Annotated in this window: 25 protein-coding genes; 21 read left to right on the top strand and 4 right to left on the bottom strand. The window is 44.7% G+C overall.

Features of this window, described 5'->3' with window-relative positions; genetic code table 11:
- The first annotated feature begins 540 nt into the window (after positions 1-540).
- Together BCU12_RS09380 and BCU12_RS09385 are read left to right on the top strand one after the other, a co-directional pair.
- Positions 541-894, top strand: coding sequence for a tautomerase family protein (locus tag BCU12_RS09380; protein WP_102404059.1), 354 nt, complete (start codon positions 541-543; stop codon positions 892-894).
- Positions 895-937: 43 nt separating this feature from the next.
- A complete protein-coding gene (locus BCU12_RS09385) occupies positions 938-1,435 on the top strand; it encodes an HAD family hydrolase (RefSeq protein ID WP_102404084.1) in 498 nt (165 codons plus the stop codon).
- On the opposite strand, the gene BCU12_RS09390 is transcribed toward BCU12_RS09385, so the two are convergent.
- Positions 1,432-2,250: a LysR family transcriptional regulator gene (locus BCU12_RS09390; RefSeq protein ID WP_102404060.1), complete on the bottom strand. Its 819-nt coding sequence runs from the start codon at positions 2,248-2,250 to the stop codon at positions 1,432-1,434. The two genes, BCU12_RS09385 and BCU12_RS09390, sit on opposite strands and share 4 nt — an antisense overlap.
- A 148-nt stretch (positions 2,251-2,398) precedes the next feature.
- On the opposite strand from BCU12_RS09390, the gene BCU12_RS09395 reads away from it, so the two are divergent.
- The 9 genes from BCU12_RS09395 to BCU12_RS09440 all read left to right on the top strand — a co-directional run bounded on the left by BCU12_RS09395 (position 2,399) and on the right by BCU12_RS09440 (position 11,815).
- The gene (locus tag BCU12_RS09395) at positions 2,399-3,052 is read left to right on the top strand and encodes a glutathione S-transferase family protein (RefSeq protein WP_102404061.1); all 654 of its coding nucleotides are present in this window, start codon (positions 2,399-2,401) and stop codon (positions 3,050-3,052) included.
- Positions 3,053-3,767: 715 nt separating this feature from the next.
- Positions 3,768-5,351, top strand: coding sequence for an HD domain-containing phosphohydrolase (locus BCU12_RS09400; protein ID WP_102404062.1), 1,584 nt, complete (start codon positions 3,768-3,770; stop codon positions 5,349-5,351).
- Positions 5,352-5,597: 246 nt separating this feature from the next.
- A complete protein-coding gene (locus tag BCU12_RS09405; RefSeq protein ID WP_102404085.1) occupies positions 5,598-6,464 on the top strand; it encodes a DMT family transporter in 867 nt (288 codons plus the stop codon).
- A gap of 112 nt (positions 6,465-6,576) precedes the next feature.
- Positions 6,577-7,197: a LysE family translocator gene (locus tag BCU12_RS09410; RefSeq protein WP_102404063.1), complete on the top strand. Its 621-nt coding sequence runs from the start codon at positions 6,577-6,579 to the stop codon at positions 7,195-7,197.
- A 9-nt stretch (positions 7,198-7,206) separates the two neighbouring features.
- The gene (locus BCU12_RS09415; RefSeq protein ID WP_102404064.1) at positions 7,207-7,473 is read left to right on the top strand and encodes a hypothetical protein; all 267 of its coding nucleotides are present in this window, start codon (positions 7,207-7,209) and stop codon (positions 7,471-7,473) included.
- A gap of 91 nt (positions 7,474-7,564) precedes the next feature.
- Positions 7,565-8,680 (top strand): phosphoserine transaminase, encoded by a 1,116-nt coding sequence (locus tag BCU12_RS09420; RefSeq protein WP_102404065.1) that lies wholly within the window; start codon positions 7,565-7,567, stop codon positions 8,678-8,680.
- Between the two features lie 352 nt (positions 8,681-9,032).
- The gene (locus BCU12_RS09425) at positions 9,033-9,722 is read left to right on the top strand and encodes a hypothetical protein (RefSeq protein WP_102404066.1); all 690 of its coding nucleotides are present in this window, start codon (positions 9,033-9,035) and stop codon (positions 9,720-9,722) included.
- Between the two features lie 241 nt (positions 9,723-9,963).
- Positions 9,964-10,572: a YitT family protein gene (locus BCU12_RS09430; RefSeq protein ID WP_102404067.1), complete on the top strand. Its 609-nt coding sequence runs from the start codon at positions 9,964-9,966 to the stop codon at positions 10,570-10,572.
- Positions 10,573-10,936: 364 nt separating this feature from the next.
- On the top strand, positions 10,937-11,815 hold the full coding sequence (locus BCU12_RS09440; protein ID WP_102404069.1) for a LysR family transcriptional regulator: 879 nt from the start codon (positions 10,937-10,939) through the stop codon (positions 11,813-11,815).
- Positions 11,816-11,884: 69 nt separating this feature from the next.
- Here BCU12_RS09440 and BCU12_RS09445 read toward each other — a convergent pair whose 3' ends face one another.
- Both BCU12_RS09445 and BCU12_RS09450 read right to left on the bottom strand, forming a co-directional pair.
- On the bottom strand, positions 11,885-12,271 hold the full coding sequence (locus BCU12_RS09445) for a DUF3299 domain-containing protein (protein WP_102404070.1): 387 nt from the start codon (positions 12,269-12,271) through the stop codon (positions 11,885-11,887).
- A gap of 103 nt (positions 12,272-12,374) precedes the next feature.
- Complete coding sequence (locus BCU12_RS09450) at positions 12,375-13,250, bottom strand: LysR family transcriptional regulator (protein WP_102404071.1); 876 nt, start codon at positions 13,248-13,250, stop codon at positions 12,375-12,377.
- 162 nt (positions 13,251-13,412) lie between these two features.
- On the opposite strand from BCU12_RS09450, the gene BCU12_RS09455 reads away from it, so the two are divergent.
- The 3 genes from BCU12_RS09455 to BCU12_RS09465 all read left to right on the top strand — a co-directional run bounded on the left by BCU12_RS09455 (position 13,413) and on the right by BCU12_RS09465 (position 16,990).
- On the top strand, positions 13,413-14,423 hold the full coding sequence (locus BCU12_RS09455) for a linear amide C-N hydrolase (RefSeq protein WP_157939869.1): 1,011 nt from the start codon (positions 13,413-13,415) through the stop codon (positions 14,421-14,423).
- Between the two features lie 210 nt (positions 14,424-14,633).
- Positions 14,634-14,894 carry a hypothetical protein gene (locus BCU12_RS09460; protein WP_102404073.1) on the top strand — a complete coding sequence of 87 codons (261 nt, stop codon included), beginning with the start codon at positions 14,634-14,636 and terminating at the stop codon, positions 14,892-14,894.
- 299 nt (positions 14,895-15,193) lie between these two features.
- Positions 15,194-16,990, top strand: a complete 1,797-nt coding sequence (locus BCU12_RS09465; protein WP_102404074.1) for a choice-of-anchor I family protein — start codon at positions 15,194-15,196, stop codon at positions 16,988-16,990.
- 123 nt (positions 16,991-17,113) lie between these two features.
- Here the strand turns inward: BCU12_RS09465 and BCU12_RS09470 are convergent, their stop codons facing one another.
- Entirely contained in the window at positions 17,114-17,647 is a 534-nt protein-coding gene (locus BCU12_RS09470; protein WP_102404075.1) for a cytochrome b, read from the bottom strand.
- 304 nt (positions 17,648-17,951) lie between these two features.
- Here BCU12_RS09470 and yhfZ point away from each other — a divergent pair, with 304 nt between their 5' ends.
- From yhfZ to BCU12_RS09505, 7 genes are all read left to right on the top strand, one after another.
- Positions 17,952-18,848: a GntR family transcriptional regulator YhfZ gene (gene yhfZ, locus BCU12_RS09475; RefSeq protein ID WP_102404076.1), complete on the top strand. Its 897-nt coding sequence runs from the start codon at positions 17,952-17,954 to the stop codon at positions 18,846-18,848.
- A 64-nt stretch (positions 18,849-18,912) separates the two neighbouring features.
- Positions 18,913-19,290: a hypothetical protein gene (locus tag BCU12_RS09480; RefSeq protein WP_102404077.1), complete on the top strand. Its 378-nt coding sequence runs from the start codon at positions 18,913-18,915 to the stop codon at positions 19,288-19,290.
- 5 nt (positions 19,291-19,295) lie between these two features.
- Positions 19,296-20,171: a phosphotriesterase-related protein gene (locus tag BCU12_RS09485; protein ID WP_102404086.1), complete on the top strand. Its 876-nt coding sequence runs from the start codon at positions 19,296-19,298 to the stop codon at positions 20,169-20,171.
- Positions 20,172-20,204: 33 nt separating this feature from the next.
- Positions 20,205-20,564, top strand: coding sequence for a DUF2620 domain-containing protein (locus tag BCU12_RS09490; RefSeq protein ID WP_102404078.1), 360 nt, complete (start codon positions 20,205-20,207; stop codon positions 20,562-20,564).
- 9 nt (positions 20,565-20,573) lie between these two features.
- Entirely contained in the window at positions 20,574-21,875 is a 1,302-nt protein-coding gene (locus BCU12_RS09495) for a YhfT family protein (protein ID WP_102404079.1), read from the top strand.
- 222 nt (positions 21,876-22,097) lie between these two features.
- Positions 22,098-23,264, top strand: coding sequence for a YhfX family PLP-dependent enzyme (locus tag BCU12_RS09500; RefSeq protein WP_102404080.1), 1,167 nt, complete (start codon positions 22,098-22,100; stop codon positions 23,262-23,264).
- A complete protein-coding gene (locus BCU12_RS09505; RefSeq protein ID WP_102404081.1) occupies positions 23,257-24,573 on the top strand; it encodes a phosphopentomutase in 1,317 nt (438 codons plus the stop codon). Before BCU12_RS09500 ends, BCU12_RS09505 begins: the two co-directional genes overlap by 8 nt.
- Positions 24,574-24,649 lie beyond the last annotated feature (76 nt).

Genomic DNA, 24,649 nt, shown 5'->3' on the forward strand with positions numbered 1-24,649 from the left:
GGCTTCGGTGATGATGACAAAATACTACTGCTAGTTAAATTAAATTCTTCATTATTGGGCTTGGAAAAAGTCCGATATTTAAAATCTTAAATTCCTTGTGTTTATTTCTCTGATTTTTCTGTTGTTGTCCTTTTTTATCAATACTAGCTGAAGTATTTTTGCACGGTATTTGAACTCTCATTATTTTACCAATATTGGCTGTTTGGTTTCTTGGCTATAAAAAATTAAAACAATCATAGCTACAAAATTATGAGCAGTATTGGACTTCCCTCTTAATCAACGAACATAAGACTAAATGCAATACAAGCTTTTATAAAAGAAGCAATCAATGTAGAGCGTATAAACTGAAGGTAAGCTGTTTGTTTCTTAGCTTGCTCTAGAATTTCATACTCAGTCAAAATAGATTTCCCCTGATTTCCTATCGTGATCTAACTTCTAAGTGATGTTCTACCTTTATGATAAGTCGTGAGTTAAAGTGATTAATGACGGCAGATACAAAGTCATGGAAGACAGCGCCAAATAGAGCGTTAAGGAGCAAATATGATCGTCGTATACGGAATTAAGGAAAATCTCAATCCCATCAAAGCAGATCTTTCAGAAGCGATTCATTTGAGCATGACTCAAACGCTCGGATTACCGGAAGGAAAGCGAGCCCATCGTTTTGTACCACTCGATAAAGACGACTACTTTTACCCATCAGATAGAAGTGACGCGTACACCGTTATTGAAATCAACTTAATGGAAGGGCGTCAAAAAGAGACGAAAAAGTCGTTAATCAAATCTTTGTTTTACAACATCGAGAACAAAGTCGGTATTACACCCATCGATATAGAGATCACCATTAGTGAACAGCCGGCGCATTGTTGGGGCTTTCGCGGTGTGACAGGAGATTAGGTCCATGACTTGCAGTACAAAATCAATGTGTAAACCAAAATCAATGTCCGAACCTAGTTCAACAGTGGCAGCGTATCTGTTTGATTGGGGAGATACCTTAATGGTTGATTTCCCAGACGCAGAAGGGAAGATGTGCGATTGGCATCATGTGGAAGCGGTCAGTGGTGCGAAAGAAATGCTTGAAGACTTATCTGCCGAACACAGAATTTATGTCGCGACGAGTGCGAAAGAGTCGAGTGAACAAGATATTGTTGTTGCCTTTCAACGAGTCGGTCTGGATCAGTATATTTCAGGGTATTTTTGCCTTAGTAACCTAGGTATTACCAAAGGCACGGCCGATTTTTATCGAGCCATACTGGCAAACCTTGATTTAAACCCCGAGCAAGTCACTATGGTCGGGGATACGCCTGAGAAAGATATCTTACCTGCCATTGAGGCCGGGCTGTCGGCGATTTATTTTAACCCCACTGGGGCTGACAATGGCTGCGTACAGGCTCCACAAATTAGAAAGCTAACCGAGCTTATTACCGCTCAAAGCTAGCGCTGTCTCGTTAAAACTTGCTTATCAAGCAATGGATGCGCCGACGCCCCAAAGATCAGCACAATGTCTACGTTCGGTAGAGGCGGCATGTCAGTTAAGATTTTGAGGTCATCTGAGACGCTGATTTTCCCCATTGCGCCAATCGCTAGGCCTTTCCTAACGATGGCTCGCTGAGCCGATGCGGTGTTGCAGCAAGCTAAGAGTTGGTACGGTGTGCCTTGCTTGATTAACCCATCGACAGCGGCGGTGTGGTAATTGCAATCGGTTTGAAACAGAGCCAGTGGAATAGGTTGGTTTTCGTCAATCGTATAATCGGGTTGTGCTATCCAAACCCCTTGATCTTTGGCAAGCCAATACCCTTCTTCGCTTGCTGGAGAGCGCGTAACGATGGCTGCATCCAGCTTACCTTCATCAAGCCATTCACGCAGTGTCGGGCTGGGTTGACTGAATACCTGAATAGAGCAAGTCGGTTCTGAGTCTTTCAACAATTGGATAACGTCGGGCAACAGGCTGTCGTTGTAATCTTCAGGGCAGCCAAGTCGCAGTGGGCGCTTATCTTCATAACGCTTAACCTGCTTTAACGTTTTAGTATGCAGGGTGACAAGCGCCTCTGCGTGCGCTCGAAGTGCCAAACCCGCTTCACTGAGTACGAGATTTCGCCCTTCCTTTTCAAACAAACGTACATTCAACTCTTCTTCTAGCTTTTTCATTTGTGCGCTAAAAGCGGATTGTGTGCGATTAATTTGCTTGGCAGCGCGTGTGAAGCTCCCGGTATCACTAAAAGCCAGAAAGCTCTTTAGCGCGTCAATATCCATATATCTGGCAATCCATCATATTTATTTATAGGTCGTACAAAAACTATCTGTTAGTCGCTCATAAAACAATCCCTTATTCTGTTTGTTCTTCATTCAGGCGTTCCTTTTCAAAGGGATGTCTATCATTTGAAAAGACACGGAGGTAGTCATGCAACTTATCATAGGCAATCAAAATTACTCGAGCTGGTCACTCAGAGCGTGGGTGATATTTACCCAATTCGACATCGATGTTGAGCTAGTGAAACTAAAACTGTTTTCCGAAGAGTTTTACGAGGCACTGGCTGATATCAACCCGGCAGCGAAAGTGCCTGTACTTGTCGACAGTCAAGTGACGGTCTGGGACTCTCTGGCCATTCTAGAGTATGTTAATGAACGTTATTTGGATGGTAGAGCCTGGCCTAAAGAGATCAATGAGAGAGCGAAGGCAAGGGCACTCTCGGCAGAGATGCATTCAGGTTTCATGGCACTAAGAAATGAGCTGCCAATGAACTGCAGAGCGAAGCGAACGCTAGAACTGACGGCTGATGTGAAAAAGGAGATCGCTCGCATTGATGATATCTGGTCAACTCAGATGGCTCAGAACCCAGATGGTTGGCTATTTGGTGAATGGTCGATAGCCGATGCCATGTTTGCCCCTGCAGCGCTTCGTTTCCAATCTTATGGTGTATTGCTTTCTGGAAGTGCTGCGATTTATCAGCAAAGAGTATTAGGGAGTTTGGCTGTGAAGCGCTGGCTGGATGAGGCAAGTCTAGAGACTGAGATGATTGAAGAAGCGGAAGTCGGTGTGACGGTATTAGGCTGATCTTTAGCCTTTGCTCCCACTTCAGTTGGCCTTTGTCTACGTTGATAAAAGGCTAACTCGCAGTGAGACTTTAAAGAGCACTGTACTTTTAAATAACACTGCACTTTTAAATAACACAGTGCCTTAAAATAAAGTGTACCTAGGCCGAACAGCGCACCTAGTTAGAACAGTGACTTAAAAGCGGATTTAAAAGTAGGGAGGTAGTGGCCGCGCCTTCCTGATTCATTTTTTAATCTCCGTAACCCCGCGATAGAAAATCCCTGTCTCTTCCGTCGACAAGCCATCGGTTTTGTGATCTAACAGAACACGGCGAATATTCCAGCCGCTTAGAGATCAACTTTTACTATAAAAATAAATGTCGACTCTTCACTTTTATTGATTTCATAGAGCATTCTCTCACGTTTCATGCATACTCAGAAAAGCTGGATTAAATCATTGTTCTCTTTGTCAGTTACATTTTGGTTCAAGCTTTTTTAGTTTCTAGTTTAGGTAATGCTGAAATAGACGCTAGTATTGTAAAAGAAGCGTTCTCATTAATGCAGGTGGTGAAACGATTTACGTCACTTTCTACCACTGCGAGTTCAGAGTAGGGTTGACGTAGTATCTAATTGTTTTTTATAACGTTATATAAAGGAATGGGCGGTCAAATTGAATCAGTTCGAATTATCCATAAAGGACAACGATTTGACGACGTGTTGCCAGTCGGGGTGGATTAATGAGCGACGATGATCTATTTAACGATGATTTTTTTGCTAAAGAAGATCAAAAAGAAGCGGATCAACAACTTGAAAGCAAGGTTGTGCATAAGCCTTGGAATGTATTAATAGTCGACGATGAAGAAGAGATTCATCGTGTAACACTGATGGCTCTGAACAAGTTTGAGTTCGACAATCGTTCGCTCAATTTTATCAGTGCGAAATCAGCGCAAGAAGGCAAGCAAGCTTTTCTAGACCATGACAATATTGCCATGGTACTGCTTGATGTTGTGATGGAAACCGAGCACGCAGGGCTAGAACTGGCGAAATGGATACGTGAAGAACACGGTGATCCTAATGTTCGTATTGTTCTTAGAACCGGTCAACCGGGGCAGTCTCCAGAACGAGCTGTGATTAAAGATTACGACATCAATGATTACAAAGCGAAGACGGAACTCACTGCGCAAAAGCTTTACACTGCAACCCTAACGGCATTACGTGCCTACCAGCACATCATGATTTTAGAACGCAGCAAAATCGGCATGGAGCAAGTCGTCAAAGCCACCAAAAATATCATGGATAAAATGGGCTTTGTTTCCTTTACCAAGGCTGCGTTAGAACAGATCATCAACCTAATCAATGTTGACGACACTATTTTGGTTAACTTCAGCTCTCAAACCCTTGAGATCGATCTGACTGAGCAGAGAGTCCAGACCATATGCGGCACTGGTGTGTTTGAAAACGTACCAGAGCAATCTGTGCATTTGGCCGAACTGCCATTCCAACATTTGCTTAATCAAGCCATGTCGACCAATACCTCCGTCTTCAACGAGAAAGAGATCCTTTTATATTGCAACAATGATAATCACTCCGTTGCGTTCTACATCGCCACTGATACCGCGCTTTTGCAGCTTGATAAACATTTGCTCAATGTTTTTGCTGAAAACTTGGCGGTTGGTTTAAAGAACATAGATTTGAATGAACAAATGAAACAGTCTCAGCGAGAAGTCATCTATCGCCTCACGGAGGTCGTAGAAAATCGTTCAAATGACACTGGAAACCACGTAAAAAGAGTCGCGAAATATTGTGAGTTGCTTGCTCGCTTGTATGGCTTGAGTGATGAGGAGTGTGAAACGATCTTGTTCGCCTCTCCGTTACATGACATTGGTAAAGTCGGTACCCCAGATAGAATTCTCAACAAGCCAGGTAAACTGGATGCTGATGAGTGGGTCATCATGCAATCCCATGCCTACGAAGGGCAGAGAATGCTATCGGGTTCGGGGCTAATGCTCTTAGATGCTGGCGCAACCATCGCTGGAACACATCACGAGAAATGGGATGGCAGTGGCTACCCTAATGGTTTATCTGGGGAACAAATACCCATCTTCGGTCGCATCTGTGCGCTGGCTGACATTTTTGATGCGTTATGCTCGAAGCGAGTGTACAAAGAGCCATGGTCACTTGAAGAAGTTTTCTCCTACATAGAGTCGGAATCAGGGCAGTTCTTTGACCCTACATTGGTTGAATTGTTTATTCAGAACAAGAACAAATTCCTACTGATTAAAGAGGAGCTGAAAGATACTGCTAACAATGATGAGGAATAATGACTGGGCCAGCAATAGAGCGATCGGTTTCGACCACGCATGAATGAATCGTTTTGTTGTATTGTATGATTATTGCTTTTAATCACGGTCAATTCCATTAGAATGCCCATCAACAGATAAGTGGAAGCGGGATGGAGACTGCTTAATGCCTAGAGTAATCCATTGGACGAGCTCTAAATATTGCATTTGTCTGGAAGGTGGGTGATTCGCCCAATTCTGCAATTCATCACGAAAGACTCCATCTACATGAACACCACTAACAAGGCAATTGCACTGCTTGTACTTGCAAACCTTCTTGCTTCTTTCTCTGACGTTTCATTGAAAATTCTCAACGGAGAGGTCCCTACCTTTCAGTACGTTTTTATTCGCCAACTATTGAGCACTCTAATTTTACTCCCTTTCTGGCTTAGACAAGAGCGAGAAGAGAGAAAACAAGGCTGCTGTGCAATCGCTTTTTGGCGCGCACAACTTATATTGGGTGGAAGCGCCTGCGCGATGATCGCCATCACTTATCTTCCTTTAGCCACAGCGAATGCCATGTTCTATGTGGGTCCGTTGTTAATGCTGCCTTTGTCTGTCGTTTTGTTACGAGAAAAACCGCCTATGGGCAAACTCATCGCTACGATCATTGGCTTTTTCGGGGTACTCGTCGTACTTCGTCCAGAGCACTTTCATTGGGCCGCGATTGCGGGTCTTGGAAGTGCCCTAGCGATGGGGTTGGGCAATATTCTTATTCGACGACTACCCAAAGAGCAGACATTAATTTCAACGCTATTCTGGACTGGAGTGATGACACTGCCACTTGCTCTGGTTTTTGCCTTACCAAAGTGGGAAACCATTAGTTGGCAACACATTGGTTGGATCATGGCGATCAACCTTTTCGTATTGGGTTACCACGCTCTCGTTGTGTTAGCGTACAAACGCGTTGAAGCAGGCAAGATAGCGCTTGCTGAATATTCAGGACTGGTGTTTGTCACACTGTTTGGCGTCATGTGGTTTGATGAAATTCCTGATTATTGGACTGTTATTGGCATTGTACTCATTGTTGTACCTATGATGCCGCTCAACTGGAAAAAGTGGGTTCAGGCAAAAAGATCGCTAGTAAAAGCTTAACCGAAGGGAGCCGGCTAGATATCAATCCCCCCCTTGATATTTAGCCTCTCGACTAATGAGAAGAAAGTGATATGCTCGGAAAATAATTCTAATATCAATAAGACCTCGCTCAATGAATACCGCTTTGCTGGGAATGTTTATTCCAACCTTTTTCTTTGTCTCAATCACTCCGGGCATGTGCATGACACTGGCTTTAACGCTAGGAATGAGTATTGGCTATCGTCGCACCCTATGGATGATGGCTGGTGAACTCGTGGGTGTGGGTCTTGTTGCCATTGCTGCGGTGCTTGGTATCGCGGCAGTCATGCTCAATTACCCTTGGCTTTTTGTTGCACTGAAAGCCATTGGTGGGGCTTACCTGTTCTATTTGGGTGTCCAAATGTGGCGCTCGAAAGGGAAGTTGGCTATTAACTTAGACGAACAAGAACAGTCGACCCAAGGCGACTGGGATTTGGTCGTTCAGGGATTCGTGACAGCCATTGCTAACCCGAAAGGGTGGGCGTTCATGATCTCTTTATTGCCGCCATTCATTGATCAAAGTGCGGCGTTAACGCCTCAGTTGGTTGTTCTAGTGTCCATCATCTTGCTGTTTGAGTTCATCTGTATGACTTTGTATGCGACAGGCGGTAAAGGGCTTAAGCGTGTGCTTGGACAATCTGAAAATGTACGGTTAATGAATCGAATTGCGGGGACCTTGATGATGGGTGTCGCGGTTTGGTTGCTTGCTAGTTGATACGGTTAAGTGCATACAATGTTTAATAGACTCCAAAAAGCACTCAAAGAGGTTCTGGATTTCCAATCTCGTCTTTGGGTCGTGAATGTTTATACCGGTGAGAAAAAGGGAGAGTCATTTGTTGTCAATGAAGACAGCTTCAATGAACCGCTGCAATGGATGAAATCCAAAGGGTACAACCAAGCCATGCTTCATCAGGTAGACACAATGAAACGCTCTCAAGTTATTGAATTGAGCCTGCCTACTGTGCAGCATCGTCTAATGAGAGTGAAATAAGTTTATTTTTCATTAGCTATTGCTATCAGGCATGGTTTATTGAGATTATTTTGCATAGATATTCATCATTCATTTTATAGGCAGGGAGCTTATGAAACCTCAAGTTAAACCGCTGAATCCAAACTTCTCATCTGGGCCTTGTGCCAAGCGTCCAGGCTACGACATTTCCAAATTAGATACTTCAACACTAGGCCGTTCACATCGTAGCCAGATCGGAAAAGCGGCTCTCGCTGAGTCCATCGACAAAACCAAAGAACTCTTAGGCATTCCGTCTGATTATCGCGTGGGGATTGTGCCCGCTTCTGACACAGGTGCAATGGAGATGTTCATGTGGTCAGCATTGGGTGAACGTCCGGTTGATGTTTTTCACTGGGAATCTTTCGGTTCTGGTTGGTATGGCGACATTACAAAGCAACTAAAATTAGAGAATGTGAATTCTTACGCGGCTGAATACGGCGATCTTCCTGACTTTTCTCAAGCGGACTTCAACAATGACGTGCTTTTCACGTGGAACGGCACAACCTCAGGGGTGAAAGTACCGAATGGCGATTGGATCAGTGAACAACGTGAGGGCCTCACAATTTGTGATGCGACCTCTGCTGTGTTTGCGATGGAGATGCCATGGGACAAGCTTGATGTGGTGACATTTAGCTGGCAAAAAGTGTTGGGTGGGGAAGGGGCTCACGGCATGATTGTGCTTAGTCCAAGTGCTGTTGCTCGATTGGAATCTTATACTCCGCCTTGGCCACTACCGAAGATTTTCCGCATGACAAACAATGGAAAATTGATTGAAGGCATTTTCAGTGGCGCCACCATTAACACACCTTCAATGCTGTGTGTCGCGGATTACCTGGATGCTTTAGGTTGGATTGAAGACATTGGTGGTGTCGACGCCGCGATCGAAAAATCGGAAGCCAATTTAGCGGTACTGGTTAGTTATGTCGAAGCACGAGACTGGATCCACTTTTTAGCAAAAAACGATAATGAACGTTCGAACACCAGTGTTTGTTTGACGCTCGACGTGAGCAGCGAACAGGTAAAAGCCATCATTAAGTTACTGGACAGTGAATCTGTCGCTTACGATATTGGTGCCTATAAAGATGCCCCGTCTGGCTTACGTATTTGGGCCGGCGCAACGGTTGAAACCAGCAACATTGAAACTCTGTTGCCGTGGTTAGATTGGGCGTACGAGGAAGTGACCAAATAACTTGGTCCACTAGCTAATGCAGTTCACAAGCTAATATGGTCCACTACCCAGTATGCCTCGCAAGCTAATTGGATTCACTAGCATTGTGTATCCAGTGCATGGTTTTTTTACACACTAGTGAAGCCATCATTGAAGCTAATAAATTATTGCAAAGCACCTGTTTATCGGGTGCTTTTCTGTTTTTAGTCTTTGAAGTATTAGAACACGATATTAATGCTGCGCCATGTTGTAGGCACGGGTGAGGCAGTACTTAGAACATCGTATCAGTAAGACACATTTTTATTTTAAAGTTGGTGAACGCCCTGTTTGATGATAGAAGTGTCATTGAATATCAAGCGAAGGAGATTGTGTCATGAAAGTAGGGATTTTGATTGCTGGGGATACCCCAGTTCAACTGAGTGGTAAGTTTCCAAGTTTCGCACAGATGATGGAGCAGATGTTCCCCGTTCGCTTGCCGCAAGCGTCGTTTACACATTTCAATGTGAAAGATGACGAATTTCCAGATGATGTTTTGTCCATGGACGCTTGGATAATCACAGGCTCGGTGAGAAGTGCGAATGACGAGTTACCTTGGATGCTAAAACTCGAGCGATTTATTCAAGAGGTCGCAAGCAAACGAGTTCGAATGATCGGGATCTGCTTTGGTCATCAGCTCATTGCTAAGGCGCTTGGCGGAACAGTCGAAAAACACCCTCAAGGTTGGGGCGTGGGTTTACACGAGTATCATTGGCAAAATGAGCCAGAGACACAATGCGTGAGATTGCCTGCATTTCATCAAGATCAGGTGACACAGGCGCCAGCAAGTGCAAAAAGAGTCATGACTTCATCGTTTTGTAAAAACGCAGCGCTCGTTTATGACGACGTGATTTTCACCTGCCAGTTTCACCCTGAATTCAGTAAAGACTTTGAACAGGCACTGCTCGCCTTATTCTCCGACATCATTCCCACCCCAACGGTTGACGCTGCGAACCAAAGCCTCGTCAATCACCCATCAGATAATGATGTTGTCGTAGATTGGATTGGCAAGTTCCTCGAGAAATAGAACAGGCTTGTCACCAGAGAGCGTGTTTTCTGGCTCCGACTGTATAAATTTATTAACACCTCTTGAAGAGGCAATCTCTTACTGATTATCGACATCCTATTCGTTTAACGTCATCTTATGCGGCTTCAACGCGTGCTATTGAATGCTCTCAGCTTATGTGTTGAGCGACTTCATTGTTGGGCATGACCCTATCGCGTATTGAAGTCTGGATGAATGCAATTACGATAAGGATGTTTAAATCATGGATAAAGATCATAGTCTTCGAGAGAACTTGCTGGCCTTAATACTAGGAAGCGCATTGGTGTCATTGGGCGTGATTTTCTTCAATCAGGTTGGGCTTTTAACAGGCGGAACCGCAGGGCTGTCTATCTTCATTACGAAAGTGTCTGATTTCTCATTCGGTCAGGTTTTCTTTGTGCTCAATCTTCCATTTTACATTTTGTCGGTCACTCGTATGGGGTGGCGCTTTTCAATTAACACCTTCATTGCCGTGAGTATCGTCTCATTTGCTGTTGACCACCTTTACCATGTCATTCAGATCGCACATATCGAGCCATTGTACGCCGCGCTGCTTGGTGGCGGATTGATTGGGATGGGCATGCTGGTGATTTTTAGACATAAGATGAGCCTAGGTGGCTTCAATATTTTGGCCCTTTATCTTCAAGAGCGATTTGGGATCAGAGCGGGCAAAGTGCAAATGGGCCTTGATTGCACTATCGTGATCATGTCGCTGTTCATAGTGAATATTGAACTGATTTTATTGTCGGTGCTCGGCGCCATTGCAACAAACCTAATTCTTGCTATGAACCACAAGCCAGGTCGTTATCAGGCAGTCATCGCCAACAGTTAACCTGATCCAACCGACTGTAATTTCCACCTGATTCGAAAAAGCCAGCATATCGCTGGCTTTTTCTATGTGTAGCTCTTACTTAGCTAACAAGTTAACGTATGTTGCATCACGGAACTCATGACCACGAGGAACGACACCTAATTTCCCGTCTGTTCCCATTGGTAGCTCGTTTGTGCGGCTAATGCGAGTGCGATGATTGATTTTTTCATAGTAGACTCGTTTATTCTGTTGAGCTTGTAAACTCATGCTATCGATGAGCAACATTGCTTGATGGAGTCATGATGCACTCAAATAATGATGTTATGAAGCACAATTATACAACTAAAAGTAGTTTATAATATGCGTGACTCACTGGAGGGTACTCATGGATTTCTCACTCGCTCAACTGCAAGCCTTTGTTCTTACTTATGAAACTGGAAGTTTTAAAGACGCTGCTATCCAATCGGGAAAGCGTAGTCAGGCCGTTGCCAAATTAGTATCAAGCCTTGAAGACAATTGCGACGTGCTACTTTTCGTCAGGCATATACGTCGATTAGAAGCAACAGACGAAGCGAAGAAACTCTATAAGCTCGCGAAAAGAGTCTTGTCCGATTCAAATCAAATCTCAACCATGTTGAAGAGCTTTGAAGAAGAATTGCCGAGCAGTTTTACGCTTGCCGTCGACAACTTCTTAATAAGTAATGAAGTGACGAAATGTTATAAAGCGATTTTGGATGAGATTCCAACCATCGACTTAGAGATAATGACAGGAAATACGGAGCAAATTGCCGCATGGGTCGAAACGGGTGAAGCGGATATGGGTTTAAGAGCATCCGCTTTCAACAGTCAAGATGACTTGATTTCTGTTAGTGCTTTTAATTTTAAAACGATAACTATTGCTAGCCCAAAGGCAATTCGTTCAGGTTCAATCATTTCTCAATCTGAATTGACGAGTCTTACCCAAATAGTCGCCAAATTTGTCTTTCACTATGGCTTGGAAATAGGCCATGTGATGAGTGATAACATCATTACATCAAACGACTTGCAAAACACACTAGAGATGGTTGAGGCTGGCATGGGGTGGGCAATGGTGCCAGAATTTAACATCCGTAATAAATTGAAAGAGCAATCACTGGTTGAATTCTCTGTCGAGGGCTCAGTTCCTATCGTATGGAACGCTGAAGTGGTGTATCAAAGCGATGATAAGCTCTCCTCAGCCGGTGGTATTTTTATTCAGCAAATCCAGACACTAGAACAAATCTAATTGTCTCTAACCACTTAGCCCTAACCAATCTTTGGTGTTTTACTGCGGATCACTATTGTTACTGCGGTATTAGAAGGCTTTAAAATCACCTTGTTTGATGCTGTATCCTGTAGAGGCCAGTTCGCCATCAATGCTCTCAATACTGATATTACCAGTAATGCTAATGGCTTGATTATAAAGCTCCCAAGGTATAGTTTGCCCCGCTTTCAGCTCAATATAGATGAGTTGATTGGGTGGTGGTGGTGGAACATGGATACACGCTCCAGCATAAGGTGCAAGTAAAAGTGTCACGATACCTTCTTCGGTAGTCTCTAATGGCACTAGGTAACCACTGATTTGGACATGTTTTCCGTCAAACGCTTTCACCGTTGTTTTTAGGTTGTCATTGAGGCGCTGCGGGGCAACCTCACCGTCTTTGTGAATCATAGGGTTGAGCGTTGGTTTAATTAATGCCATGGTGTCTTCACGCAGCTCAGCAAAGGTTGGCTGATTTATTGATTGCTCAAAAATAGACGAGGTTTATCCTTCTAAGTTTTTAACATCCTAAACAAGATATTGGTTAAATAACAATATCTTGTACGTTTTGTATGAACAAATCACCCGCGAGACTTAGCTCTTCTTCACTCAAATAAATCAATTCTGCAGACCAATAGATCGGCGATGAACCTTCAATCGTTACGCTAGACAATGTTTCATTGGCCAGTTTCTCCTCTACCATAAACTTAGGGACGATTGCCCAACCCATGCCAGCTTCCAGCATCGAAATTGTTTGTTGGATATTATTCGATATGATTTTTCTATCGCTAAAAATGTGCCGTTTTTGGTGATGATAATGATACACAAACTTGGGCACAATCTGAGTCATATGGGCGATATCTTCATCAGATAGCACCGATCCAGGGTTAACTAATTGAGAGGAAGTGGCGTTGACCATTTCGAAGTTAAACGCCATCACTTTGATAACTTCAGCTTCCTCTGAAAATGGGTAGAAGCGCAAGGCTAACTCCACGTCTTTATTAATTAACCATTCAAATACTTCGGTCGTACTGCCAGTGCGGATATCTAATTGCAGTTCTGGAAATTCAGCCAATAGGTTTTGGTAGCAAGCCATCAACTCATTGCAAATCAGCATATTGTCAATGCCTAGGCTGAGTCGTGTTGCGGGCTTTAGCTCAAAACGTTGGATGGTACTGTGTATTTTACCGCTGTCGAATAATGCTCGGTTAATAAAAGGGATGAGCTTGTGAGCAGCGTCAGTTGGTTGTAAATGTCGAGTTTTACGAGTAAACAATTGGACGTTGCAACTCTCTTCCATCGTGCAAACCAATTTAGTGACCACTTGCCGTTGCTTATTCAAGCGTTCAGCCGCCGCTTTGAAGCTGCCATATTCATACGTTGCAGAAAACGCTTCTAACTGCGCGAGAGAAAAATTCAAAACGACGACCTTCTTTAGTTATCTGGCCTCATAGTGCCATAGACAACCAAAAGATGCATCATGTGAGTTTTTGTCTCTGGTTTTTGTAGACATAATAGCTCCATCAAAGACAAGCAAGCGATGAACAAAAAGCGTCGGCTGCACTTACAACAGGACATCAAGATGAAAAAAACACTATTAGCTCTAACAATGGCAGCAACAACTTTTGGCGCTATCCAAGCAGCAAACGCTTGTTCTTACGCAACCTTCGAAATGGATGGCAATGCTTACGTTGCACGTACAATGGAAGCACCTGATTTCATGCAAGAGCATCTCATCACAGTGCCTCAAGGTTACGAAATTAACGGTCAGTCTGGCGATGTTGGTTTCATCGGTATGCGTCACGGTGAGACTGAGTGGATCTCTTCAGGCTTGAATGAGCATGGTGTGAACATTGAGTCTCTTGCTCTGATTGAATCTAAATACGCGGCTGAAGGCGAAGGCGACGTTAACTACCTAGAAGTTGTCGGTCTTGTTCTAGCCAATGCTGAGTCCGTTGATGACGCGGTTGAAATGTTGAAGAAAACGAAAGTGGAAACCACGACTATCAAAGTGGCTCACGACCTAACGGTTGGTATGCACTTCGCAATCCGTGATAACGACCGCGCAATCGTAGTGGAATACGTTGATGGCACTGGCTTCCCAACGATTTACGAAAACGACCTAGGTACAATGACAAACGATCCTGCTTACCCAGTTCAAGCTGAACTTGCCGAAGCCGCTATCAAAGAAGTAAACGCACGTACAAGCGAAACTATTGATACCTTTAACAAACGTAATTCAGGTTCAGACGGCCGTTTCACTCGCATTGCTACGTCACTGTCGGCAATGGACCAAAACAAAAAAGCGGGCGATATGCGCGACAACGGTTTAGCGCGTGCCTTCTCAGTGCTTAACGACATGGAAATTGTTCCAGGAACCATGTACTGGGAGTGGGTTTCTCCAGAGCCACAAATGATTGGTTACGGTAACGTAGTTGACATCGCAAACAAAGATTACTACTTCCGCACGGCTGATAACCAACAGATCCGTAAAGTAGACCTAGACAAAATTGACTTCTCAAAAGTTGAGTACACTTCAACGGCAATTTACGGTGTTGCGCCACAGTTCCAAGACGTAACCGTCACTAAGTAAGCGTTAATCAAGAGACATCAAAGGCGGCCTCAGGGTCGCCTTTTTGTTTCATTTATTTTCTTGTACCGTATGTTTTCTGTACCGCATACTTTTTTTTGCGGTTACTTATGTCTTTTTCGATGGCTTTGAGATGGTTATGGCTAGGTGACAAAACGACGATCTATAATGGTAAGATTGATTTAGCGCTAGCAACTTATAAGGAAATAGTGGGTGAGTATCAAATGGAACCGTAGAGCTTTAAAAGTGGGAGTGACGCTTTTCTTAGTGCTGGGAGTGGGCCTAGCCATATTCATCAATCACTCTTTTTTCGTCCGATCTCAATCCGAGTCAGTCACCATTCATAGAGAACACACTGATTGTGGTTTTGGTATGGATGCAGAACGTCAGAAAATGGAACCCCAAACGGCTTTGTCACGATTCTTGTATTCTACCTACCTTGTTATTACTGATGCAGAAAGTGACGAATCATAATTTATAGTTCAGCCACTCCGAAGCCCTCTGCCTTTTTTCAACCTTTGTCACTATTCACCGTATAAATTGGCGAGTTGCTGATGTTTCTTCAGTACAGAGGTGAGATAAGACGTCTCAATGAAACCTTCATGTCGTGTTTCTGGCATCAGCGAGGTCTTTGTGAGCAGGAGTAAAGTGATACACAGCGAGGGTGCTGGTTAAATATTGCCTAGCGATTGATGAAGTAAACATTCAATTTAGACATATGATTGTAACAAATTGTATTTATTGTCAGCGGGTTAGTTACTCAAGGAGGAAATATGAACCGCACACTAGCCCTAACGACACTCACTGTATCCATCGCTACCTTAGTCGGGTGCGCATCGAAGAATTCAACCCAAGCAGAGACGCCATTTTCGGCCATCGAAGCGTTTGGTATCCAGTGCCAAAATATTCAAACCCCTGAATCGACCGAAATGTCGATTAGCGGATTAAGTCTTGTTGGCACATCAATCGCCGATGCGCCATTCGATACCTCTGCAGCCGAAATTGTCAGTTACGATACCTGTACCGACAAGCTCTATGTCGTCAATGCACAGGGTAAAACTATCGATGTGCTTTCGTTAGATAGTGCAGGCAAACCGCAAGCGTCTGGGCAAATTGATCTTACTTCTGCTGAAGGAAAAGCTGGGATTTCGATTGGCGCAGCAAACAGTGTTTCAGCGCACCAAGGGTTAGTCGCTGTTGCAATAGAGAACGCCAATAAACAAGAAAATGGCATCATCGCGTTGTATCGCTCAGATACGTTAGAACTGATCGCAACGTTTGCAGCAGGCGCTCTGCCAGATATGGTCAGTTTTTCAAAAGATGGTCGCTACATCGCTTCCGCCAATGAAGGTGAACCGAATTCTGATTACTCTGTCGACCCAGAAGGCTCAGTCACTTTAGTTGATCTTTATAACGGTCCTATGAATGCATCCGTGACACAAATTGATTTTAAAGCTTTTAATCGCGGCCAATCTCGCCATTCAGAGCTTAGCGAAGATGTTCGTATTTCTCACCCTAAAGCGAGCGTTGCACAAGACTTAGAGCCGGAATACCTGACGTTCGGTGACAACGGAAAAATCTATGTCGCGCTTCAAGAAAACAATGCGCTAGCGGCGATTGATGTGGCGTCAGCCAGTGTTGATGCGATTTATGGTTTGGGTGGAAAGTCTTGGGAAGATTCTCAGTTAGACGCATCGAATAAAGACAAAATAGTCGGAAATCTACAACGTTACTCAATGCTTGAAGGCCTTTACATGCCAGATAGTATCGTTAGTTATTCTGTGGACGGAAAGACTTATATCCTGACGGCTAACGAAGGTGATGGCCGTGAATATGGATTTGATGCCACGCAAAAACAATGTGATGAACTAGGCTACAAATGGGATGGCGATGAAGAGCAAAGCGCTGCAGATTACGCATCGAATGAAGATTTTTGTATCGCGTATCTGGATGAAGTTCGCGGTAAGAAACTAAAAGTGGATGTGAATCACCCACTCGCCAGCGCGCTAAAGGACAACAAACAACTCGCGCGCTTGAAAGTCATTAAGCCTGCGGGCACGCTAGCCGCTGATGAGAAAGTTCAGGCGTTCGGTGCACGCTCTTTCACGATCTGGAGTGAGTCAGGTGAGCGTGTTTACGACAGTGGTGACGAATTCGCAAGCATTGTACTGATGAAAGAGAAAGACAACTTCAATAGCAGCAATGACAATAACAGCTCTGCTGATGACCGAAGCGATGACAAAGGCGTCGAGCCTGAAGCGATTGAAGTGGCAGAAATTAATGGTCGCCACTACGCATTCATCGGTCTAGAGCGTCATGGTGGCATCATGGTTTACGATGTGTCTGTTCCTTCACAGGCGCTGTTTATCACTTACGTTAACAACCGTCATTTTGATGAACCAGTGTGCACGGTGGTGGATGACGGAGACTGCGATAACGGCACTTACAATCCGAAGGCGGGTGACTTAGGCCCTGAATCGATTAAATATTTCACGCGACAAGGCCAGCACTATATCGCGGTTGGCAATGAAGTGAGTGGCACGACGTCTGTTTTTCGAATTGAGCTTTAGACGTTAACGGATAACGTTGAGTTAAGTAATTTGCGTTAACTGATTTACGTTAACTAATTTGTGTTAGGTAATGGCCCCAATACGACAATCGTGTCTTGGGGCTTTTTTAATGTTGCTATCTATTTATCTACCCAACATTCGGCTAATCGTTCCATCTTTGTCAATTACCTGATGTTTGATGGCCCCCAACACGTGTAAGACAAGAACCGCGATAATGATATTAACCGCTGAGTGGTGGATGAAACCGCCAATCTCTTGTAGCCATTCCACTTTTTCACCTTCACTGATGATCACCATACCAAACACATCAACGGCGCGCCCGCCCGCCGCAGTCATTACCGCGCCAGATATTGGCATGGCTAAGGTAGCCAGTAATAGAAGGCCATGAACAGCATGGGCGATTTTCTCTTGCCATGCTGGACTGGTTCCCAAAGAGGACAAAGTCCCTTCTTTTAAACGCCACGCGATACGAATGATGGCGACGACAAGGATCAATACGCCGATCGATTTGTGGTACCCCATCAGTTCAAATTTGTCTGGGCCACGTTCCATCTCGGTCATGATAAGACCAACAACAAGAACGCCAATGAATGAAAGCCCTGTGAGCCAGTGTAAGAAAATGGTGGGTATGGATAGCTTTTTATAAGTCGTCGTCATGTTAGTTCACCATTAGAAAAGTAAGGATTATACAAGTTTAGTATCTTATTTAACCTATTCAAAGAAAAGTAGGTCGCTTGTAAATTAGTGTAAAGTGTTGATATTCTAGCGATTGATTCAAATCTAAGAAGAAAATAAGTGATCTTGTTTCAGCTATTTTGAAATCATTGACCTTTTATTCACGGTATTAAGTGTGGAGGAGTCAGGTGTTTTTATAGAGGTTGGTCACGTTCTAACCGCTAATTACTTTTATTTGTATCAGATCGACCTTAATATATATTCAAAATAATGAAGATAAAAAGAAATGACCATACAGTACATTAGCAAAGAAGGCTCTGCGATCATGAGCGTGGCTCAATACTTAATGACTGCAGCAGAAGGTGACCGCCTTAGAACGATTGATTCGCTCTCTAGTGAATTTTCTATCTCGGTTGGCTTGATTCAAAAAGCACTGACAACGATTGAGCACCGTGGGGCGGTTAGGCTTTCAAAACAAGGTCGTAACGGAACGTTCATTACAGAGTTGGAATATCGAGAGCTCGTTTCTTGCGCAGGATTAAGTAACGTGGTTTGTGCCATGCCATTGCCGTATACGAGGCACTATGAAGGGCTAGCGAGTGGATTGAAGCAACAAATTGGTGATCTTCCACTCTATTTTGCTCACATGCGAGGCGCGAGTGTTCGCGCAGAATGCTTGAGAAGTGGCACATACGATATCGCCATCATGTCTAAGCTCGCGGCAAAAGAACTCGCTGATGGGCTGGTGACTGCCGTTGATTTAGGGGCGCACTCTTATTCTCACGAACATCGGCTTATTTTTAAAAAAGAACGCTATGACCAGATTCGCCGAGTAGGGGTTGATCCCGACTCGCCTGACCAAAAGATTTTAACCAGCGAAGCGTTTGCTGATAAAGATATCGAGATCGTAGAGATCCACTATGGAGAGAGTTTAACCCACTTAACCAACGGTGATATTGATGCTGTGGTGTGGTTACCTGAAGCCATAGACATGGATAAGTATGGGTTAGACGAGAAATCACTCAGCCATACACCCTCGTGTCGTGATGCGTCAGAAGCGGTCATGCTGGTGAATGGGGCTTCTTCCCATATCACAATTTTGCTGAGAACGTTATTACGCACCAATCAGTTACGAGAACATCAGCTCTCTGTGGTAAAGGGTGATATTACGCCAAGCTACTGACTGTGTTTGGCACGGGCACCGCAGGGGACAACACTGCAAGAGACAAAGAAGGTAAAGGGTAATTATGGAACAACGATTTGCACTATTGCTGCAAGCGGAAGTGATCAGCCAGAAAGCACACGATAACTGTCTACATGCTCTGCGATTGTTAGATAGCGAACTTGGCCTGTCACATGATAACGAACAATACCAAATGGCGTTGACGCACTTATCGCGCGCGGCCGATCGCATTTGGCAGGGCGAAGAGATTGAGGAAGGCCTTGATGCGGATATTCTAAGCGAAATCTACGACGATCCCGAATCAGACACGGTATTGGCGCTGCATCGAAAAACGCTCAATGCGATGGATCTGAATCACGTCTCTACGAACGAGGAAGGTTTTTTGATTGCGAATGCCTATGCCTTATTTCAACTGTCTAAATCACAAGAGATGTCGGTATGAACGAAATAATTGACAGCACAGGCTACACCTACTGCCACGAGCATTTACATATCGACCTGTCACCGCAGAAGAATGACATCGATTGCCGATTGGATCAGTACCAATTTTTGTGCGACGAAATGAAAGCGCTTCAACAACGTGGCGTACGCAACATCGTTGAAGTCACTAATTCTTTTATGGGTAGAAATCCTCATTTTATTGAAAATTTAATTGACGATACGGGTATAAACGTACTTTTATCAACGGGTTACTACATAGAAGGCTTCTTTCCGGATTCGCTCTACACCATGAGTGTTGAAGACATTGCCCACGGCATGATCAAAGAGATTGTGGACGGGATCGATGGCTCACGCCTAAAAGCGTCGGTGATTGGTGAGATTGGCAGCAGCGAAAATGGATTTACGGACACAGAACAAAAGGTATTTAAAGCCGCTTCTATTGCTCATTTAGAGACGGGCCGACCGATTTCTACCCATCAGTCGATGAGCACGATGGGTAAAGCGCAAATAGAGCTTCTGAAAAGCTGTGGTGTTTCAATGCAAAACGTCACTATTGGGCACTGTGATTTGCGCGATAACCTAGACGATATTATCTGGATGCTCGACCAAGGCTGTTATGTGCAATTCGATACCATTGGAAAAAACAGCTATTACCCAGATACCCGTCGCGCAGAGTCATTGAGAATTCTGTGTGAAAGAGGCTACGCCGAGCAGATTATGCTGTCGATGGACATTACCCGCCGCTCTCATTTAAAGGCGAACGGAGGGCTTGGGTTTAGTTACCTGATAGACGAATTTATTCCTTTGCTGAAACAGCATGGGATTACTGACCACCAAATTAGCACCATGTTACAAGCTAACCCTACACGCTTCTTTGGATAAGAGCCGAGCGCTCAATAATGAAAAGGACATAACATGAAAAAGATTGCTATCGCAGGTTTGCAAAGAGAGCAAATCAGAGATCAGATAGAAGAAACGGTGCCTGATACTTTTGAGTGTCATATCTTGACGGATATGGATGCCGCCATGAAAGTGAAATCGGGTGAGATGGATTACTTTATCGGCTGTTGTAACACCGGAGCGGGTGGAGCACTAGCCATGGCCATTGCGATAATCGGCTTTAACCAAAGTTGTACCATTGCGAAACCGGCTATTCAGGCGAAAGAAGCGGAAGTGACTAAGTTTATTGATGACGCTTACGTTGCTTTTGGCCTGTCTGTTGAACACATTGAGCATGCGGTGCCTATGCTTTCCCGTTTACTCGCAGCTAAGTAGGAACACACTATGGATATTATGCATATTGGCTTAGTCGCCACCTTGTGTGCGATGACAGCCTTGATCGCCAACATGAGTGCGGCGGTGTTCCATGATGGAATTCGCCCAATTCTTCCGCAACTTGTGGAAGGCAATATGACTCGTCGTGACGCAGGATCGGTCGCGTTTGGTCTGTCCATTGGTTTCGTAGCGTCAGTGGGTATTTCATTTACGCTATCAACGGGCCTATTGAACCCTTGGTTGCTCTTCTTACCGACCGATATTTTGGGCGTTATGATAGGCAGCCGAATCTTAGCCGCCTTGGCGGGTGGTCTTTGGGGAATACTGGTGGTGACCTCATTGGCAGGAGTTAACGCGGTATTAACTGGCCTTCCAATTGATGCACTAGGCGCGCTTGGTGAACTCGGAACGCCAGTGATGTCGGCATTTGCACTGTTTCCTTTGTTGGCCATTTTCTATCAGTTTGGTTGGAAAGCAGGGGCCGTCGCTGCCGTTGTGATTCTTTTCTCTCGATTGCTGATCATGAAGTTCACAGGCATTTACCCAGAATCCATTCAAATCTTTGTGGGCATGATGATGTTGGTGTTGTTTGCTGTGCGCAAAGATCTTGCTGACCGCAAAGCCGGTATTGAAGCGCCAGATATGTCGGGCCTTCATGGACTGTTTGATGAACGAACCAAACGTATCGTTAAGAATCTTCCTTTCCTAGCGGTCACGGGTGCACTCATTGCGGCTGTATCGAACGGCGGTATTTTTGCAGGCTCAGAAGTGTCGATTTATTCATTGGCTGAAGCGTATAAGATCACCGATCCAGAAGCGCATGACGCCGCAATGAAGCAAGTGGCTTTGTCTGAATTTATGCGAGGGCTTGGTTTTATCCCGCTGATTGCAACAACGGCGCTAGCGACGGGTGTGTATGGCGTAGTGGGTATGACATTTGTCTTCGTTGTGGGTTACTTGTCGCCAAATATGCCGGTCGCTGCGGTATTGGGTGCCATTACCATTTGCGCGGAAGTGTTCTTGCTGCGTGGGATTGGTCGATTCCTTGAGCAGTTTCCATCCATCAGAAATGCCTCAGACAATATACGTAACTCAATGAACACCTTAATGGAGTTTGCGCTATTAATTGGTGGTGTGTTGGCGGTAATGAAAATGGGTGCAACGACAGGCTTTACGATATTCGCGATGCTGTACTTCCTTAACGAAGTATTAGGTCGTCCAATATTGAAAATAGCGGCACCAGCGGTCGCGGCAATATTAACCGGAATCATTTTGAACGTTCTTTATGTATTCGGCTTATTTGCGATGTAATCAATCACAACCACTTTTATTAATTAAAAAGTAATGAAAGAAGCAACCGTGATTAGAAAAGCAACTGTAATTAGAGAAACAACTAGATAAGTCATGAAATAAATAGGTATTGAGCTGAACACTCGCTTATATCGAGCTTAATTTTAAATAACGAAATCACGATTAAGTCAGCGCATCAGAAATGATGTGCTGGGTCAGCTCATGCCTAAAAAAGGGGAGACCATGTTTTTAGACGCATTAGAACAGCAAAATCCCAGTTTAATTGAAGCCACTTTAGCATTATTTAAACAGGGTAAATTATTGCCCGACACCACAGTGATCGACGTCGATCAACTTGTGGCGAATGCACGCTCAATGAAACGAACGGCAGACGAATACGGTATATGCTTATACGCGATGACAAAGCAGATTGGGCGAAATCCAGCTATCGCTAAGTTGTTGGTTGAAGAGTGTGGGTATGAGGGCGTCGTCTGCGTTGACTACAAAGAAGCGCGGGTTATGGCGAAACATGGCCTACCAATTTCAAACATTGGCCATCTGGTTCAGCCGCCCGTTAATATGGTTCAGTCGATAGTAGCGGATATCAAACCGCATGTGATGACGGTTTATAGCCTTGAAAAAGCGCAACAAATATCGGACGCAGCGGTTAATGCAGGGCGCAAACAGGCGCTGCTTTTAAAGTTCTACCATCGACGTGACAAGCTCTATGTGAATCAAGAGTCAGGCTTTGATATTGTTCGGCTAGAAGAGGTGACCCAAGCCATTCAGGCCATGCCAGGCGTTTACATTGAGGGCGTGACGCATTTTCCTTGTTTCCTATTTGACGAGAAAAGGGGAATGGTACAACCCACGCCAAACCTAACAACGTTGTTAGAGGCAAAAAAAGGTTTAAATGCACTGGGCATTCCTTGCCATCAGGTCAATGCGCCTTCGTCGACCAATTCAGAAACCATCCCAATGTTGGCGGAATTTGGCTGTACACACGGAGAGCCTGGGCATGGCTTAACGGGAACAACACCGGCAAATGCGGTGAAAGCACAAACAGAACGCATGGCGATGCTCTACTTGAGTGAAATCTCTCACCAGTATTTGGAAAGCAGTTACTGTTTTGGCGGGGGCTTTTATCGTCGTGGGCTTTTAGAAAGTGCCAATGTCTACTTAGAGAACATCGGCAAGCGGGTTTCCGTCTATAACGACGAGACCGACAGTATTGATTACCACCTTCGAATTCCGGGGCATTATCCCATTGGTGCGCCGCTTATTATGGCTTATCGAACGCAGGTCTTTGTCACTCGAAGTGATGTGGCACTGGTTGAAGGGGTCTCAACGGGGAATCCTCGATTGGTGTCTGTCTACGATCCTCTTGGTAATGAGGTACAACATGTCTAGATTTATTGTGGTGGTATTGGATGGCTTTGGTATTGGTGAAATGCCAGATGTGGCGGAAGTTCGTCCTCAAGATTGCGGTTCAAATACAGCAAGAAAGCTGCTCGACCATTTCCCTCTAAAGCGGTTACCGGTGCTTGAAATGCTTGGGCTGCAGAATGTCGTGAGAAGCCAAGCAACATCGATGTTGGAAAGCCCGTCAGCGAACGTTGGCCTAGCTAATTTGGCTCATGAAGGTGGAGATACCTTTATGGGACATCAAGAAATCATGGGCACACTGCCCAAGCCGCCTCTTACTCAGCCGTTTCAGGTTGCACTACCGAAAATTGAATCTCAGTTATTGGCTAAAGGCTATCAGGTCGTAAGATATACCGTTGATGAATTGTCAGTATTAGTTGTCAATGAAGGCATTGTGATTGGTGATAATTTAGAGGCTGATTTAGGTCAGGTTTATAACTTAACGTGTAATTTCAATCTGATTTCATTCGAAGCGTTGCTTGAAATCGCCGCGGTGGTGAGAGAGTCAAACCCTGTCAGCCGGAACATCGCTTTCGGTGGGAACATTCGAGTAGACGATGCAGCAAAAACCAATTCAGCAAAAACCAATGCAAGCCCACCGCATGATGCCATGACTGAAGAGCCAACGGCGCGTGAAGCGATGTCTCGCGTGTATCGCGCCATAGAAACCAAGCTCAATGAGGACGGCATTCCAACTTACATCGGTGTGAATTCGCCAGACAGCGGTGCGTACGACGAAGGCTTCAAAGTGGCGCATCTAGGCTATGGTGTTGAGGCTAAGACACAAGCACCTTGGAAACTTCAAAGCCGAGATATAAAGACATGGCTGTATGGGAAAGTCGCCGATATTGTTCAAAACCCTGACGGCCAATCGTACACCTCAATTGTTGATACCAATGAAGTGTTTCGCTTGCTCAACCATGATCTGTCGATAGCGCAGACAGGCTTTTTCTGCGCCAATATTCAGGAAACGGATCTCGCTGGACATCAACAGGATCCGAAACAATACTGGAAGGTCCTTGAGAAAGCAGACCGAGGGTTAGGCGAAGTGATTGAACAAATGGGCGACGACGATGTGTTGATTGTGATGGCCGATCACGGGAACGATCCATTCATTGGCCATACAAAACACACCAGAGAACAAGTTCCACTGCTAGCGTATAGAAAGGATCTTAAGGCGGTGAACCTAGGTGAGCGAGCAACCCTATCCGATGTTGGTGCCACTGCGTGTGCGTATTTCAATGCCGAACTGCCTGAAAATGGCCGACCGATAGAGCCTCTTTTACCTTCATAAAAAAGAACCCATTTAAGGTTCTATTTCGAAGAACCTCCTCTTTATCGTTCCCCCTAATAAACGGTAAAGAGGTGTT

The organism is Vibrio sp. 10N.261.55.A7 (assembly GCF_002877365.1).
Classification (GTDB): domain Bacteria; phylum Pseudomonadota; class Gammaproteobacteria; order Enterobacterales; family Vibrionaceae; genus Vibrio.

Excerpts from the sequence above, each read along its gene's own strand:
- BCU12_RS09410 (WP_102404063.1), top strand. The coding sequence starts at position 6,577 with ATGAATACCGCTTTGCTGGGAATGTTTATTCCAACCTTTTTCTTTGTC.
- BCU12_RS09380 (WP_102404059.1), top strand. The coding sequence starts at position 541 with ATGATCGTCGTATACGGAATTAAGGAAAATCTCAATCCCATCAAAGCA.
- BCU12_RS09430 (WP_102404067.1), top strand. The coding sequence starts at position 9,964 with ATGGATAAAGATCATAGTCTTCGAGAGAACTTGCTGGCCTTAATACTA.
- BCU12_RS09495 (WP_102404079.1), top strand. The coding sequence starts at position 20,574 with ATGGATATTATGCATATTGGCTTAGTCGCCACCTTGTGTGCGATGACA.
- BCU12_RS09425 (WP_102404066.1), top strand. The coding sequence starts at position 9,033 with ATGAAAGTAGGGATTTTGATTGCTGGGGATACCCCAGTTCAACTGAGT.
- BCU12_RS09390 (WP_102404060.1), bottom strand. The coding sequence starts at position 2,250 with ATGGATATTGACGCGCTAAAGAGCTTTCTGGCTTTTAGTGATACCGGG.
- BCU12_RS09480 (WP_102404077.1), top strand. The coding sequence starts at position 18,913 with ATGGAACAACGATTTGCACTATTGCTGCAAGCGGAAGTGATCAGCCAG.
- BCU12_RS09395 (WP_102404061.1), top strand. The coding sequence starts at position 2,399 with ATGCAACTTATCATAGGCAATCAAAATTACTCGAGCTGGTCACTCAGA.
- BCU12_RS09500 (WP_102404080.1), top strand. The coding sequence starts at position 22,098 with ATGTTTTTAGACGCATTAGAACAGCAAAATCCCAGTTTAATTGAAGCC.
- BCU12_RS09405 (WP_102404085.1), top strand. The coding sequence starts at position 5,598 with ATGAACACCACTAACAAGGCAATTGCACTGCTTGTACTTGCAAACCTT.
- BCU12_RS09440 (WP_102404069.1), top strand. The coding sequence starts at position 10,937 with ATGGATTTCTCACTCGCTCAACTGCAAGCCTTTGTTCTTACTTATGAA.
- BCU12_RS09400 (WP_102404062.1), top strand. The coding sequence starts at position 3,768 with ATGAGCGACGATGATCTATTTAACGATGATTTTTTTGCTAAAGAAGAT.
- BCU12_RS09455 (WP_157939869.1), top strand. The coding sequence starts at position 13,413 with ATGAAAAAAACACTATTAGCTCTAACAATGGCAGCAACAACTTTTGGC.
- BCU12_RS09465 (WP_102404074.1), top strand. The coding sequence starts at position 15,194 with ATGAACCGCACACTAGCCCTAACGACACTCACTGTATCCATCGCTACC.
- BCU12_RS09420 (WP_102404065.1), top strand. The coding sequence starts at position 7,565 with ATGAAACCTCAAGTTAAACCGCTGAATCCAAACTTCTCATCTGGGCCT.
- BCU12_RS09490 (WP_102404078.1), top strand. The coding sequence starts at position 20,205 with ATGAAAAAGATTGCTATCGCAGGTTTGCAAAGAGAGCAAATCAGAGAT.
- yhfZ (WP_102404076.1), top strand. The coding sequence starts at position 17,952 with ATGACCATACAGTACATTAGCAAAGAAGGCTCTGCGATCATGAGCGTG.
- BCU12_RS09445 (WP_102404070.1), bottom strand. The coding sequence starts at position 12,271 with ATGGCATTAATTAAACCAACGCTCAACCCTATGATTCACAAAGACGGT.
- BCU12_RS09470 (WP_102404075.1), bottom strand. The coding sequence starts at position 17,647 with ATGACGACGACTTATAAAAAGCTATCCATACCCACCATTTTCTTACAC.
- BCU12_RS09505 (WP_102404081.1), top strand. The coding sequence starts at position 23,257 with ATGTCTAGATTTATTGTGGTGGTATTGGATGGCTTTGGTATTGGTGAA.
- BCU12_RS09385 (WP_102404084.1), top strand. The coding sequence starts at position 938 with ATGTCCGAACCTAGTTCAACAGTGGCAGCGTATCTGTTTGATTGGGGA.